Raw genomic sequence first — 13109 nt, forward strand, 5'->3', positions numbered from 1 at the left:
CGGGACTTTGGTATTAACCCTTAGGCTTATTTACCACGGGCTTCAATTACGGCCTGAGCAACGTTACTCGGCGCTTCATCATACTTCAGGAATTCCATGGTGTATGATGCACGACCTTTGGTCAGAGAACGCAGCTGAGTTGCGTATCCGAACATTTCAGACAGCGGTACTTCAGCGTGGATCTTAACGCCAGTAACTTCAGATTCCTGACCTTTGAGCATACCACGACGACGGCTCAAGTCACCGATAACGTCACCGGTGTTCTCTTCTGGAGTTTCTACTTCAACCTTCATGATCGGCTCAAGCAGAACTGGTTTCGCTTTCTTAAAGCCTTCTTTAAAGGCGATAGAAGCAGCCAGTTTAAACGCCAGTTCAGAGGAGTCAACGTCATGGTAAGAACCGAAGTGCAGACGAACACCCATGTCTACTACCGGGTAGCCTGCCAGCGGACCTGCTTTCAGCTGTTCCTGGATACCTTTATCAACGGCCGGGATGTATTCGCCAGGGATTACACCACCTTTAATGTCGTTGATGAACTCGTAGCCTTTCGGGTTTGAACCCGGCTCCAGCGGGTACATGTCGATAACAACATGACCATACTGACCACGACCACCAGACTGTTTCGCGTGTTTACCTTCAACATCGGTAACTTTCTGGCGGATAGTTTCACGGTAAGCAACCTGCGGTTTACCTACGTTCGCTTCAACGTTGAATTCACGCTTCATACGGTCAACGATGATGTCGAGGTGCAGTTCGCCCATACCCGCGATGATGGTCTGGTTAGATTCTTCGTCAGTCCATACACGGAAAGACGGGTCTTCTTTAGCCAGACGGCCCAGAGCCAGACCCATTTTTTCCTGGTCAGCTTTGGTTTTCGGTTCAACTGCGATGGAGATTACCGGCTCAGGGAATTCCATACGTTCCAGAATGATCGGCGCATCCGGGTCACACAGGGTGTCACCAGTGGTTACGTCTTTCAGACCGATTGCAGCAGCGATGTCGCCCGCGCGAACTTCTTTGATCTCTTCACGTTTGTTAGCGTGCATCTGAACGATACGACCGAAACGCTCACGTGCAGCTTTCACGGAGTTCAGTACGGTATCACCAGAGTTAACCACACCGGAGTAAACACGGAAGAAGGTCAGGTTACCAACAAACGGGTCGGTAGCGATTTTGAACGCCAGTGCAGAGAACGGCTCGTCATCACTTGCGTGACGTTCAGCCGGAGTGTCTTTACCGTCGTCCAGGATACCGTTGATCGCAGGTACATCAACCGGGGATGGCAGGTAATCAATTACCGCATCCAGCATCGCCTGAACACCTTTGTTCTTGAACGCAGAACCACAGGTTACCAGGATGATTTCGTTGTTCAGAACGCGCTGACGCAGAGCACCTTTGATTTCTGCTTCAGTCAGTTCTTCACCACCCAGGTATTTTTCCATCAGCTCTTCAGAAGCTTCAGCTGCGGATTCAATCAGGTACTGGTGCCATTCGTTAGCCAGCTCAACCATGTCTGCCGGGATATCTTCGTATTCGAAGGTCACGCCCTGGTCAGCGTCGTTCCAGTTGATAGCTTTCATTTTCACCAGGTCAACAACACCGGTGAAATGTTCTTCAGCACCAATCGCCAGCTGCAGCGGAACCGGGTTCGCGCCCAGACGGGTTTTGATCTGGTTAACAACTTTCAGGAAGTTCGCACCCATGCGGTCCATTTTGTTAACGAACGCAATGCGCGGAACTTTATATTTGTTTGCCTGACGCCATACGGTTTCAGACTGCGGCTGAACACCACCAACTGCGCAGTAAACCATTACCGCACCATCGAGAACACGCATGGAACGTTCTACTTCGATTGTGAAGTCAACGTGCCCCGGGGTGTCGATGATGTTGATGCGATGCGGCTCATACTGCTTAGCCATACCAGACCAGAATGCAGTAGTTGCAGCGGAAGTGATGGTAATACCACGTTCCTGCTCCTGCTCCATCCAGTCCATGGTTGCAGCGCCGTCATGAACTTCACCGATTTTATGGTTTACACCGGTGTAGAACAGAATACGTTCGGTAGTAGTGGTTTTACCGGCGTCGATGTGCGCACTGATACCGATGTTACGGTAGCGTGCGATGGGTGTTGTACGAGCCATTTGTTTCCTCGTTTATCTTTTAGGCGTTCAATTTAAGTAGCCCAAAGCGGGCTGCTTACTGGAAGCGCCCGCCTGGTGACTAAAACTCCGAAGGGATTACCAACGGTAGTGTGCGAACGCCTTGTTGGCTTCGGCCATACGGTGAACGTCTTCACGTTTCTTAACTGCAGTACCTTTGTTTTCTGCAGCATCGGAAAGTTCGTTCGCCAGGCGCAGAGCCATGGATTTATCACCGCGTTTACGAGCAGCTTCAACGATCCAACGCATTGCCAGAGCATTACGACGAACCGGACGGACTTCAACTGGTACCTGATAAGTAGAACCACCAACGCGGCGAGACTTAACTTCTACAGTCGGGCGCACGTTTTCGAGAGCTACTTCGAATGCTTCCAGTTCAGATTTACCAGAGCGCTGAGCCAGGGTCTCCAGCGCGCTGTATACGATAGATTCGGCAGTAGATTTTTTACCATCTACCATCAGGATATTTACAAATTTAGCCAGCAGTTCTGATCCGAACTTCGGATCTGGCAGAATTTTACGCTGACCAATGACGCGACGACGTGGCATGGAAATACTCCGTTGTTAATTCAGGATTGTCCAAAACTCTACGAGTTTAGTTTGACATTAATATAAAACGTTTGGCCTTACTTAACGGAGAACCATTAAGCCTTAGGACGCTTCACGCCATACTTGGAACGAGCCTGCTTACGGTCTTTAACGCCGGAGCAGTCAAGCGCACCACGTACGGTGTGGTAACGAACACCCGGGAGGTCTTTAACACGACCGCCACGGATCAGGATCACGGAGTGCTCCTGCAGGTTGTGACCTTCACCACCGATGTAGGAAGTCACTTCGAAACCGTTAGTCAGACGAACACGGCATACTTTACGCAGCGCGGAGTTCGGTTTTTTAGGGGTGGTAGTATATACACGGGTACATACGCCACGTTTTTGCGGGCATGCTTCCAGCGCAGGCACGTTGCTTTTCGCAACTTTGCGAGCACGTGGTTTGCGTACCAGCTGGTTAACTGTTGCCATTAAATAGCTCCTGGTTTTAGCTTTTGCTTCGTAAACACGTAATAAAACGTCCTCACACAATATGAGGACGCCGAATTTTAGGGCGGTGTCGAAAAGGTGTCAAGAAATATACAACGATCCCGCCGTCACCAGGCCATCTGGCTGGTGTGCTTAACCGTAAGTCTGACGAAATCAGTATAGTCAATCGGGATGACATCGTTCGAAATTTGAGCAGTCAAACCGCGGGCAATGAGGTCTTCGTTCAGGGCATAAACCTTAATGGGGGCATTACGCAGACTTTCAAGGTAGCGGTTGCCGTCAACTGCGGCAGTTACGCCATCCTGTAATAACAGCAGTTCGTCGCCCTCACTGAGCAGACGCAGCAGCGCAGGAAAATCTGTCAGCCAGGGAGAGCGATGTAATGTGTGCAACATGTACGCCTCAAAATTTCAAAATAACATCGTAGTTGGCGAGTTCGCGGCGTAAGGCATCTGCTTCGAGCGGCGTGGCTTCGACAACAAAGGGTGTCTGCGGATCTAACCCTCGTTCGCGCAGAGAAGCCGCACAAACCCAGCACTGTTCAATGTCATACAGATCCAGCAATTTAAAAGTGGCAATGTAATCACGCGCCAGCACCGCATCGGGCTTTTGTCCTGGCAGAAGCTGAAAAACGCCATCGGCGATAAAGAAGACGGCGAGATCGTCAGTTAAAGCGGAAGTTGCCAGTAAAGCATCTAATCCCTCGCGACCAGCCGCGGTGCCATGAGGCGCAGTAGAAAAGACAAACGCTATTCGTTTCATCAGAACTGTACCACCCTGTCACAGGTTAGTGAGGCTTCTGCCAGAGCGCCAAGTCCGCTTAAGGTAAATCCCGGCTGAAGGTTTGACGAGGCCAGCCCCAGTCTTCCAGCTTCAGTTTCATCGACGATACCGCGGCGTAACGCTGCCGCTACGCAGATATTCAGCGCCACACCATGTTGAGCGTTCAACTGTTGCCAGCCGCGCACAAGGTCAAATTCGTCACTCGCCGGAGAAGTTAACTGGTTAGCGTTATAGACCCCTTCCCGGTAGAAAAAGACGCTACTCAACTCATGGCCTTCTGCTATCAGCGCCTGTGCAAACTGAAAAGCACTACTCGCCTGTTGCGTTCCGTATGCTGGCCCGGTCACCACGATGGCAAAACGCATTACTTATCTTGCCCCTGGAAATCACCGCTCTTGAACTGACGGATATAGAGATAAACAGTATGTTTGGAGATGTTGAGACGATCGGCAACCTGGTTAATCGCATCTTTGATATCGAAAATGCCTTTCTCGTAAAGATTCAACACGATTTGACGATTTTTGGCGTTATTAGAAACATTACGATCGGCGTTCACTTCTTCAATGGTGAACTCCAGTGTTTGGGTAACCAGATCTTCAACCGAAGACGCAAAGTTGACACTTGAACCGACGTCCGGGGTTTCTGGCGGCACAAAGGTGCTCATAATCTGCGAGAAGGGAACATCAAGATTCATATTGATGCACAGTAGACCAATTACACGCTGTTCGCGGTTACGAATCGCGATGGTCAGGGACTTCATTAATACGCCGCTTTTGGCGCGAGTAAAGTAGCATTTAGAAACGCTGCTATCCGCTCCCGTCATGTCGTGCAGCATACGCAGTGCCAGATCGGTAATTGGCGAGCCAATCTTCCGGCCTGTATGTTCGCCGTTGGCAATACGAATGGCTGAACATTTTAAATCCTGCAAAGAGTGCAAAACGATTTCACAGTGGGAACCAATGAGCATCGCTAACCCGTCCACCACCGCTTCGTAGGATTTCAGAATATCAAAATCGGTCTGGTCGAAAGGACGTTGATCCAGTAAATCCAACTCACTGGTTTCGTTGGTTAAAAGCGACCTGGACATGAAAAAAAACACTCCTTTTCAGGAGCCTGTCGTTAACTTTTCAGGGCAGGCTCATTAATGATGCGGGTAATTAAATTAATACAGCGGAGGTTCCGCTTTCCAGCACTAATTATATCCGGCCTGCAATAAAAAAACCGCCGCCTGGTCAGGCGGCGGTTTTTAATGCTTATTTTTTAGCAGAATCTGCTGCTTTAGCATCTGCTTCTGGCTTCGTATCAGCCTTCGGTGCTGGTTTCACATCCAGCAGTTCTACGTCAAATACCAGAGTAGAGTTCGGTGGGATCCCCGGAACGCCCGCTTTGCCGTAAGCCAGCTCTGGTGGAATAACCAGTTTGATCTTACCGCCTTTCTTGATGTTCTTCAGACCTTCAGTCCAGCCAGGGATCACGCCGTCCAGACGGAACGAAAGCGGTTCACCACGGGTGTATGAGTTATCGAACTCTTTACCGTCGATCAGCGTACCTTTGTAGTTCACTACTACAGTATCGCTGTCTTTCGGTGCTTCGCCTTTACCGGCCTCCACTACCTGATAAACCAAGCCAGTTGAAGAGGTTTTTACACCTTTCTCTTTGGCAAATTTCTCGCGGTACTCTTTACCTTTCGCTTCGTTATCAGCAGCATCTTTTTCCATCTTCGCCTGAGCGGAGGACTTCACGCGTGCTTCAAACGCTTGCAGAGTCTGTTCGATCTCTTGATCGGAGAGTTTGCTTTTATCAGCAAATGCATCCTGAACACCCGCGATTAGCTGATCTTTATCCAGTTTGATGCCCAGCTTTTCTTGTTCTTTCAGAGAATTGTCCATGTAACGACCGAGCGAAGCACCCAGCGCGTAAGCTGATTTCTGATCGTCATTTTTGAACGCTGCTTTGCTGTCAGCAGTTGCAGTTGGTTTCGCTGCTTCGGCAGCAAAAGTGATTGGTGCATGCAGGGCAACGGCCATTGTGGTCGCCAGCAGCGTTACTTTAAACAGTGATTTCATCCATATCTCCAGGATCGGGGCATCTCACCCCTGGGTTAACTATTATCAGAGAGGTACTATAAAACGTTGTCGAACAAATCTACATACAGATACGCCCTATTATCATCTATTTTCAGACTCTTTTTGTTTAAATTAGTTTCGATGACTGCGAAATGAGTGCTGTCTCGGGCAGCAAAGTTAAGTAGAATCCGCGGCGACCATTCGACAAAAGAGGTGAATCATGCAGGATTTAACATTGGAAGCACGCCTGGCAGAACTGGAGAGCCGGCTGGCTTTTCAGGAAATCACCATTGAAGAACTGAACGTCACGGTGACCGCTCATGAAATGGAGATGGCGAAACTGCGCGATCATCTGCGTCTGCTGACCGAGAAGTTAAAAGCCAGCCAGCCGTCGAACATCGCGTCGCAGGCTGAGGAAACGCCACCGCCACATTATTGAGGCGTAAAAAAAGCGGGGATTCCCCGCTTTTTTGTCACTTTTTCGGTATTAGTGGCAACCGCAACCGCCGTTACCTTTACCGCCACAGCAGCCTTCGCCACCGTGTTCATGACCGTGATCGTGGCCATGACCGCCGCAGCAACCGTCGTGGTCGTGATCGTGGTGATGATCGTGCGCACCGTGAACGTGACCATGAGCCAGTTCTTCTTCAGTCGCTTCGCGAATCGCCACAACTTCAACGTTGAATTTCAGATTCTGACCAGCCAGCATGTGGTTACCGTCAACCACAACGTGATCGTCTTCAACCGCAGTGATTTCAACCGGTACTGGACCCTGGTCGGTTTCAGCCAGGAAACGCATACCTACCTGCAGTTCATCAACGCCCATAAATACGTCTTTAGGAACGCGCTGCACCAGGTTTTCGTCGTACTGACCGTAAGCGTCGTTCGCGCCAACAGCGACATCAAATTTGTCGCCAACTTCATGACCTTCCAGCGCTGTTTCCAGGCCAGAGATCAGGGAACCGTGACCATGCAGATAGTCCAGCGGCGCACTCACCGGAGACTCATCAACCAACACACCGTCTTCTGTACGTACCTGATAGGCCAGGCTGACCACCAGGTCTTTTGCTACTTTCATGATATCTCCTGAGCATGGGAAGAATAGTGGCGCAGATTGTAGCGGAATTCTGCAGCCGTGTACTCACTAGCTTAAAAAAACTCGGCGCATATCGCTAGTCCGGATGAAAAATCCCGATCACTTGCTCATCTTTGCGAACGTGATCGCGGGCTTCTTTATCGACTTCACGCATTTGGTGTCCGCACTTAACACATTCAACAATATCAATATTATTTTCGCGCCACATCGCCATGGAATCTTGCGCCTGACAGGCCGGGCATTTTGCGCCCGCGATAAAACGTTTTCGGATTGCCATCTTTACCCTCTACTCAAATTCATCCCAGCCGTCCAGCTGGCGTCGTTCTTGTTGCATCTCACGCTGGAAAATCTCTTCCAGTTCGCGTCGGGCTTCCCTGGCGCGAGAAATTTGTACGGTATCAGCATGCATCGGGATTAACTCCCGCAGCATTCGCATATCCAGGCGACGAAAATGCAGCTGCGCCCGCTGCGCCTGATGCGGATGCATGCCAAGCGTGACCAGCGTCTTGCGCCCCAACTCTAACGCACTGGAGAATGTCTCACGAGAAAACTGCGTCACCCCTGCCTGTAATAACTCATGTGCTTCGACACGTCCGCGCGCTCGCGCAAGAATATGCAAATGCGGGAAGTGCTGCTGGCATATTTCCACCAGCTTCATGGTGTCTTCCGGCTCGTTACAGGTGATGACGATAGACTCTGCGGCCTCTGCACCCGCAGAACGTAAAAGATCTACCTGCGTGGCGTCGCCGTAATAAACTTTGTAGCCATATTTGCGCATCAGGTTAACGGCGCTGATATCCCGCTCCAGCACGGTAATGCGCATTTTATTTGCCATCAGCAAACGACCAATCACCTGACCAAAGCGCCCGAAGCCCACGACTATAACCTGCGGTTTATCATCGTTGACCCACGGTTTTTCATCCTCTTCTTCCGGTCCGTTAAACTGGCGGGATAGCCATTTATCCACCAGCTTCATCAGCAACGGCGTGGTCATCATGGAAAGCGTCACCGTCACCAGCAACAGCGCCATCTGGTCGCCCTGGAATAAGCGTTGTGAAGAAGCGGTAGAAAAGAGGACAAAGGCAAACTCACCGCCCTGACTCAACACGCCAGCAAACTGCATCCGCTCTGAGCTACGCACGCCATACAATCGCGCCAGCAGATACAGCACGAGAATTTTCACCGCCACCAGCACAACCACGCTTATTACTACCCACAACAGATGGGTATAAAGCACCCCTAGGTTGAGCGACATGCCGACAGAGATAAAGAACAAACCGAGCAGCAAGCCTTTGAAGGGATCGATAGCCGTTTCCAGTTCATGGCGATATTCACTTTCCGCCAGCAGCACGCCCGCAATAAACGTACCGAGCGCCATCGACAGCCCCAGCGCATCCATAAACAATGCGGAACCCAACACCAGCAGCAGCGTCGCGGCGGTGAACACTTCCCGCACGCCAGAAGCTGCAATAAAACGGAATACCGGACGCAGTAAATAGCGCCCGCCAATCAGCATGCCGACAAACGCCAGCACCTTCATGCCGATCTTCATCCAGTCGAAATGTTCGTCTGCCGACCCCGCCAACAACGGCACTAACGCCAGTGCCGGGATCACCGCCAGATCCTGAAACAGCAGTACCGAGAAACCTAACTGGCCGGATTCGCTGCGATTCATCCCTTTCTCACGCATCAGTTGCAACGCCATTGCGGTCGAAGACATCGCAAGGCCAATGCCACCGACCACCGCCGCCTGCCAGGCGAAATCCGCCAGCATCAATAATCCCGCCAGCAACGCCGCGCTTAACAGCACCTGTGCCGCGCCTACGCCAAAAATCGAGCGTCGCAATTGCCAAAGTTTGGAAGGATTCAACTCCAGGCCGATGATAAACATCAGGAACACCACGCCGAGTTCCGAAAAGTGGAGGATCTCATCGACGTCGCTAATAAACCCCAGCCCCCACGGACCAATCGCTATTCCTGCCAGCAAATATCCCAGCACAGCACCAATACCCAGCCGCGATGCCAACGGCACCGCAGCCACCGCCGCGAAGAGAAACAGCACTCCTGCGAGTAAAAAATCGGAACCTTCCATCAGCGGCCTCCTGGAGACAGCGGATTTGCCAGCCAGTCACCGTAGGCTCTGGCGTGGCTCGCCAGCTCCTGTGCGCTTTGCCGTCTCGCCCAGTAAATAATGATGGGACTTAACCAATGCATCCGGCACATGCCCGCCGCCAGTTCAAAGGGGCGCAGAACATCGCTCATCGGGTAGCGATTCAACGCGTCATAACGGTAAGCACTTTCCGGCTCGCCGGTGGTAATCACGCTACGCCAGTACTTTCCCGCCAGTTGGTTTCCCCCCGGCCCGCTGGCAAAACCACGACTTAATACCCGGTCCAGCCACTCTTTCAGTAACGCCGGGCAGCTATAGGTATAAAGAGGATGCTGAAAGACAATCACCTCGTGCTCGCGCAGTAATGCCTGCTCACGGGGGATATCAATAAAAAAATCGGGATAGTGCGCGTAAAGGTCGTGCACGGTAACATTGCTGAGCTGCGTGGCCGGTTTAAGCAGGACCCGGTTTGCCACCGAGTCCTGAGATTCCGGATGGGCATACAGCAGCAAAACTTTCGCTGGCTGAGACATCATCCCCCTCCCGGTATGGTTTTTGTGTATAGTCGCTGTTTTGGGCTACCATTGCGCCCGGAGCGGCAGCTCGCCCATACATTACATTATCATAATGATAAGTTAACATAGTCTGAACATACGGCGCCTTATGATTGTTTTCTCCTCGTTACAAATTCGTCGCGGCGTGCGCGTCCTGCTGGATAATGCCACCGCCACCATCAACCCCGGGCAGAAAGTCGGCCTGGTGGGTAAAAACGGCTGTGGTAAATCTACCCTGCTGGCATTGCTGAAAAATGAAATCAGCGCCGACGGCGGCAGCTACACCTTTCCGGGAAGCTGGCAATTGGCGTGGGTGAATCAGGAAACGCCGGCGCTACCGCAAGCGGCGCTGGAATACGTCATTGACGGCGACCGTGAATATCGCCAACTGGAAGCGCAACTCCACGACGCCAACGAACGTAACGATGGGCACGCCATTGCGACCATTCATGGCAAGCTGGATGCTATCGACGCATGGAGTATTCGCTCCCGCGCCGCCAGCCTGCTGCACGGCCTCGGTTTCAGCAATGAACAACTGGAGCGCCCGGTGAGTGATTTCTCCGGTGGCTGGCGTATGCGTCTTAACCTCGCCCAGGCGCTGATTTGCCGTTCAGACTTGCTGCTGCTCGACGAACCGACTAACCACCTCGATCTCGATGCCGTTATCTGGCTGGAAAAATGGCTGAAGAGCTATCAGGGCACGCTGATCCTGATCTCTCATGACCGCGACTTCCTCGATCCGATAGTGGATAAAATTATTCATATCGAACAACAAAGCATGTTCGAGTACACCGGCAACTACAGTTCGTTTGAAGTACAGCGCGCCACCCGTCTGGCGCAGCAACAAGCGATGTATGAAAGCCAGCAGGAACGCGTAGCGCATCTGCAAAGTTATATCGACCGTTTCCGTGCCAAAGCCACCAAAGCGAAGCAGGCCCAGAGCCGCATTAAGATGCTCGAGCGTATGGAGCTGATTGCCCCCGCGCACGTCGACAACCCGTTCCGCTTTAGTTTCCGCGCGCCGGAAAGCCTGCCAAATCCGTTACTGAAGATGGAAAAAGTCAGTGCGGGCTATGGCGATCGCATTATTCTCGACTCGATTAAACTGAATCTGGTCCCCGGCTCGCGCATTGGTCTGCTAGGCCGCAACGGCGCGGGTAAATCGACATTAATCAAACTGTTGGCCGGTGAACTTGCGCCAGTCAGCGGTGAAATTGGTCTGGCGAAAGGGATCAAGCTCGGCTACTTCGCCCAGCATCAACTGGAATACCTGCGCGCCGACGAATCGCCTATTCAACATCTGGCACGTTTAGCGCCGCAGGAACTGGAGCAAAAACTGCGTGACTATCTCGGCGGCTTTGGTTTCCAGGGCGATAAAGTGACGGAAGAAACGCGCCGCTTCTCCGGTGGAGAAAAAGCCCGCCTGGTGCTGGCATTAATTGTCTGGCAGCGTCCGAATCTGCTGCTGCTCGACGAACCGACTAACCACCTTGATCTCGACATGCGTCAGGCACTGACTGAAGCGTTGATCGAGTTTGAAGGCGCGCTGGTTGTCGTTTCGCACGACCGTCATTTGCTGCGTTCCACCACTGACGATCTCTATCTGGTTCACGATCGTAAAGTCGAACCGTTCGACGGCGATCTGGAAGATTATCAACAGTGGTTGAGCGACGTACAAAAGCAGGAAAACCAGGCCGACGAAGCGCCAAAAGAGAACGCGAACAGCGCCCAGGCACGTAAAGATCAGAAGCGTCGGGAAGCGGAGCTGCGTGCGCAAACCCAGCCGCTACGTAAAGAGATCGCCCGTCTGGAAAAAGAGATGGAGAAGCTGAATGCGCAACTGGCGCAGGCGGAAGAGAAACTCGGCGACAGCGAACTGTACGATCAGAGCCGTAAAGCGGAACTGACCGCCTGCCTGCAACAACAAGCGAGCGCTAAATCCGGGCTGGAAGAGTGCGAAATGGCATGGCTGGAAGCCCAGGAGCAGCTTGAGCAGATGCTGCTGGAAGGCCAAAGCAACTGATGGCGCAGATAACGACGACCGATGCCAATGAATTCAGCAGCAGTGCTGAATTCATCCCTATGCGCGGTTTCAGCAATTGCCATCTACAAACCATGCTGCCGCGTCTGTTTCGTCGTCAGGTGAAATTCACTCCGCACTGGCAGCGGCTGGAGTTGCCCGACGGCGATTTTGTCGATCTCGCGTGGAGTGAAGATCCTGCACAGGCGAAACATAAACCGCGTTTAGTGGTGTTTCACGGGCTCGAAGGCAGCCTCAATAGCCCTTACGCCCATGGACTGGTTGATGCGGCGAAAAAGCGCGGCTGGCTGGGTGTGGTGATGCATTTTCGCGGATGCAGCGGTGAACCTAACCGCATGCACCGCATTTACCATTCGGGCGAAACCGAAGACGCCAGTTGGTTTTTACGCTGGCTGCAACGCGAGTTTGGTCATGCGTCAACGGCTGCCGTCGGCTATTCGCTCGGCGGTAATATGCTGGCCTGTTTGCTGGCAAAAGAAGGTAATAATCTCCCGATTGATGCGGCGGTGGTTGTCTCCGCGCCGTTTGTGCTGGAAGCCTGTAGTTACCATATGGAAAAGGGCTTTTCCCGCGTTTATCAGCGTTATTTGCTGAACCTGCTAAAAGCCAATGCTGCACGCAAGCTGGCGGCCTACCCCGGTACGCTACCGATTAATCTCGCGCAGTTAAAATCGGTACGTCGCATCCGTGAATTTGACGATCTGATCACCGCCAGAATTCACGGCTACGCCGACGCTATCGACTATTATCGTCAGTGTAGCGCCATGCCTATGCTGAACCGGATCGCTAAACCGACGCTGATTATTCACGCCAAAGACGATCCGTTTATGGATCATCAGGTGATCCCGAAACCGGAAAATCTTCCTCCGCAAGTAGAGTATCAACTGACCGAACATGGGGGTCATGTTGGTTTTATTGGCGGTACATTACTTCACCCGCAAATGTGGCTGGAGTCACGCATTCCTGACTGGTTAACAACGTATCTGGAGGCGAAATCATGTTGATTCCCTGGCAAGACATCTCCCCTGAAACGCTGGAAAATTTAATTGAAAGCTTTGTGTTACGTGAAGGCACCGATTATGGTGAACAAGAGCGTACGCTTGAACAGAAAGTCGCCGACGTCAAACGCCAGCTACAGTGCGGAGAAGCGGTACTGGTCTGGTCGGAACTGCACGAGACGGTCAATATCATGCCGCGCAGTCAGTTTCGCGAATAACCTGCAACCGTCGGCGGACGAAATAATAATGATTGCCAAGTCATGGA

General features: G+C 52.0%; 16 protein-coding genes. 4 read left to right on the forward strand and 12 right to left on the reverse strand.

From position 1 onward, the window contains the following. Window positions 1-26: 26 nt before the first annotated feature. From fusA to fkpA, 8 genes are all read right to left on the reverse strand, one after another. Window positions 27-2141, reverse strand: a complete 2115-nt coding sequence (fusA, locus tag FEM44_RS07670) for an elongation factor G (protein ID WP_130208915.1) — start codon at window positions 2139-2141, stop codon at window positions 27-29. A 96-nt stretch (window positions 2142-2237) separates the two neighbouring features. Then, entirely contained in the window at window positions 2238-2708 is a 471-nt protein-coding gene (gene rpsG, locus FEM44_RS07675; RefSeq protein ID WP_001138043.1) for a 30S ribosomal protein S7, read from the reverse strand. A gap of 95 nt (window positions 2709-2803) precedes the next feature. After that, window positions 2804-3178: a 30S ribosomal protein S12 gene (gene rpsL, locus FEM44_RS07680; protein ID WP_000246815.1), complete on the reverse strand. Its 375-nt coding sequence runs from the start codon at window positions 3176-3178 to the stop codon at window positions 2804-2806. 125 nt (window positions 3179-3303) lie between these two features. Continuing rightward, on the reverse strand, window positions 3304-3591 hold the full coding sequence (gene tusB / locus FEM44_RS07685; RefSeq protein ID WP_135522528.1) for a sulfurtransferase complex subunit TusB: 288 nt from the start codon (window positions 3589-3591) through the stop codon (window positions 3304-3306). 7 nt (window positions 3592-3598) lie between these two features. Further along, window positions 3599-3958: a sulfurtransferase complex subunit TusC gene (gene tusC / locus FEM44_RS07690; RefSeq protein WP_135522527.1), complete on the reverse strand. Its 360-nt coding sequence runs from the start codon at window positions 3956-3958 to the stop codon at window positions 3599-3601. Next, window positions 3958-4344, reverse strand: a complete 387-nt coding sequence (tusD, locus tag FEM44_RS07695) for a sulfurtransferase complex subunit TusD (protein WP_001209689.1) — start codon at window positions 4342-4344, stop codon at window positions 3958-3960. The genes tusC and tusD overlap by 1 nt, the downstream gene beginning before the upstream one ends. Continuing rightward, on the reverse strand, window positions 4344-5066 hold the full coding sequence (locus FEM44_RS07700; RefSeq protein ID WP_000091466.1) for a helix-turn-helix transcriptional regulator: 723 nt from the start codon (window positions 5064-5066) through the stop codon (window positions 4344-4346). Before FEM44_RS07700 ends, tusD begins: the two co-directional genes overlap by 1 nt. Window positions 5067-5232: 166 nt before the next feature. Beyond that, complete coding sequence (fkpA, locus tag FEM44_RS07705; protein ID WP_130208921.1) at window positions 5233-6045, reverse strand: FKBP-type peptidyl-prolyl cis-trans isomerase; 813 nt, start codon at window positions 6043-6045, stop codon at window positions 5233-5235. A gap of 220 nt (window positions 6046-6265) precedes the next feature. Between fkpA and FEM44_RS07710 the strand changes: the two genes are divergently transcribed. Then, window positions 6266-6484 carry a protein SlyX gene (locus FEM44_RS07710; RefSeq protein ID WP_064527535.1) on the forward strand — a complete coding sequence of 73 codons (219 nt, stop codon included), beginning with the start codon at window positions 6266-6268 and terminating at the stop codon, window positions 6482-6484. Window positions 6485-6532: 48 nt separating this feature from the next. Here the strand turns inward: FEM44_RS07710 and slyD are convergent, their stop codons facing one another. From slyD to kefG, 4 genes are all read right to left on the reverse strand, one after another. Then, the gene (gene slyD / locus FEM44_RS07715) at window positions 6533-7123 is read right to left on the reverse strand and encodes a peptidylprolyl isomerase (RefSeq protein WP_000861334.1); all 591 of its coding nucleotides are present in this window, start codon (window positions 7121-7123) and stop codon (window positions 6533-6535) included. A 94-nt stretch (window positions 7124-7217) separates the two neighbouring features. After that, complete coding sequence (locus FEM44_RS07720; RefSeq protein WP_001007734.1) at window positions 7218-7418, reverse strand: YheV family putative zinc ribbon protein; 201 nt, start codon at window positions 7416-7418, stop codon at window positions 7218-7220. A gap of 9 nt (window positions 7419-7427) precedes the next feature. Further along, window positions 7428-9233: a glutathione-regulated potassium-efflux system protein KefB gene (gene kefB, locus FEM44_RS07725; RefSeq protein ID WP_135522526.1), complete on the reverse strand. Its 1806-nt coding sequence runs from the start codon at window positions 9231-9233 to the stop codon at window positions 7428-7430. Then, the gene (gene kefG, locus FEM44_RS07730) at window positions 9233-9784 is read right to left on the reverse strand and encodes a glutathione-regulated potassium-efflux system ancillary protein KefG (protein ID WP_001297514.1); all 552 of its coding nucleotides are present in this window, start codon (window positions 9782-9784) and stop codon (window positions 9233-9235) included. The genes kefB and kefG overlap by 1 nt, the downstream gene beginning before the upstream one ends. Window positions 9785-9914: 130 nt before the next feature. Here kefG and FEM44_RS07735 point away from each other — a divergent pair, with 130 nt between their 5' ends. The 3 genes from FEM44_RS07735 to FEM44_RS07745 are packed head-to-tail and all read left to right on the forward strand — an operon-like array spanning window position 9915 to window position 13062. Continuing rightward, window positions 9915-11828, forward strand: a complete 1914-nt coding sequence (locus tag FEM44_RS07735; RefSeq protein WP_000634789.1) for an ABC transporter ATP-binding protein — start codon at window positions 9915-9917, stop codon at window positions 11826-11828. Further along, on the forward strand, window positions 11828-12850 hold the full coding sequence (locus FEM44_RS07740; protein WP_135522525.1) for a hydrolase: 1023 nt from the start codon (window positions 11828-11830) through the stop codon (window positions 12848-12850). Before FEM44_RS07735 ends, FEM44_RS07740 begins: the two co-directional genes overlap by 1 nt. After that, complete coding sequence (locus tag FEM44_RS07745; protein ID WP_064527543.1) at window positions 12844-13062, forward strand: YheU family protein; 219 nt, start codon at window positions 12844-12846, stop codon at window positions 13060-13062. Before FEM44_RS07740 ends, FEM44_RS07745 begins: the two co-directional genes overlap by 7 nt. Window positions 13063-13109: the final 47 nt, after the last annotated feature.

It is taken from the genome of Escherichia sp. E4742, assembly GCF_005843885.1.
Classification (GTDB): Bacteria; Pseudomonadota; Gammaproteobacteria; order Enterobacterales; family Enterobacteriaceae; genus Escherichia.

Coding starts and splice junctions, on each gene's coding strand:
- fusA (WP_130208915.1), bottom strand. CDS start 2,141: ATGGCTCGTACAACACCCATCGCACGCTACCGTAACATCGGTATCAGT.
- rpsG (WP_001138043.1), bottom strand. CDS start 2,708: ATGCCACGTCGTCGCGTCATTGGTCAGCGTAAAATTCTGCCAGATCCG.
- rpsL (WP_000246815.1), bottom strand. CDS start 3,178: ATGGCAACAGTTAACCAGCTGGTACGCAAACCACGTGCTCGCAAAGTT.
- tusB (WP_135522528.1), bottom strand. CDS start 3,591: ATGTTGCACACATTACATCGCTCTCCCTGGCTGACAGATTTTCCTGCG.
- tusC (WP_135522527.1), bottom strand. CDS start 3,958: ATGAAACGAATAGCGTTTGTCTTTTCTACTGCGCCTCATGGCACCGCG.
- tusD (WP_001209689.1), bottom strand. CDS start 4,344: ATGCGTTTTGCCATCGTGGTGACCGGGCCAGCATACGGAACGCAACAG.
- FEM44_RS07700 (WP_000091466.1), bottom strand. CDS start 5,066: ATGTCCAGGTCGCTTTTAACCAACGAAACCAGTGAGTTGGATTTACTG.
- fkpA (WP_130208921.1), bottom strand. CDS start 6,045: ATGAAATCACTGTTTAAAGTAACGCTGCTGGCGACCACAATGGCCGTT.
- FEM44_RS07710 (WP_064527535.1), top strand. CDS start 6,266: ATGCAGGATTTAACATTGGAAGCACGCCTGGCAGAACTGGAGAGCCGG.
- slyD (WP_000861334.1), bottom strand. CDS start 7,123: ATGAAAGTAGCAAAAGACCTGGTGGTCAGCCTGGCCTATCAGGTACGT.
- FEM44_RS07720 (WP_001007734.1), bottom strand. CDS start 7,418: ATGGCAATCCGAAAACGTTTTATCGCGGGCGCAAAATGCCCGGCCTGT.
- kefB (WP_135522526.1), bottom strand. CDS start 9,233: ATGGAAGGTTCCGATTTTTTACTCGCAGGAGTGCTGTTTCTCTTCGCG.
- kefG (WP_001297514.1), bottom strand. CDS start 9,784: ATGTCTCAGCCAGCGAAAGTTTTGCTGCTGTATGCCCATCCGGAATCT.
- FEM44_RS07735 (WP_000634789.1), top strand. CDS start 9,915: ATGATTGTTTTCTCCTCGTTACAAATTCGTCGCGGCGTGCGCGTCCTG.
- FEM44_RS07740 (WP_135522525.1), top strand. CDS start 11,828: ATGGCGCAGATAACGACGACCGATGCCAATGAATTCAGCAGCAGTGCT.
- FEM44_RS07745 (WP_064527543.1), top strand. CDS start 12,844: ATGTTGATTCCCTGGCAAGACATCTCCCCTGAAACGCTGGAAAATTTA.